Here is a 291-nt window from a genome sequence, read left to right as displayed (position 1 = left end):
CCGGTTCGAGGTGCGCTCGCACCCGGGGCGGGGCACGGCGGTGAGCCTGTATCTGCCCCTTGTGGAGCTGCAAGAGGAGGACTTTGACGAATGATACGCCTGTTGATCGCGGACGACGAGTGCCTGGAGCGGGAAGCCCTGACCGAAATGGTCTCCCGCCGCTTTGAGCATGAGGTGGTGCTGGAGACCGCCGAAAATGGCCGCAAGGCCGCCGATACTGCCATCCTGTGGGGGGCAGTCCTCATTTTGATGGACATCGAGATGCCGGGCATGATCGGCCTGGATGCCGCC

The 291-nt window shown here is 63.9% G+C and carries 1 pseudogene; it reads left to right on the top strand.

Annotated elements, in window-relative coordinates:
- Positions 1-90: 90 nt before the first annotated feature.
- Positions 91-291, top strand: a pseudogene (locus tag P0G09_RS20060) (response regulator); the annotation flags it as partial.

Origin of the sequence: Faecalibacterium sp. DFI.5.82, assembly GCF_029076575.1 — a bacterium.
Taxonomy (GTDB): domain Bacteria; phylum Bacillota; class Clostridia; order Oscillospirales; family Ruminococcaceae; genus Faecalibacterium; species Faecalibacterium duncaniae.
Note: the sequence above shows the minus strand (reverse complement) of the source record. Positions and strands in the feature narration are given on the sequence as shown.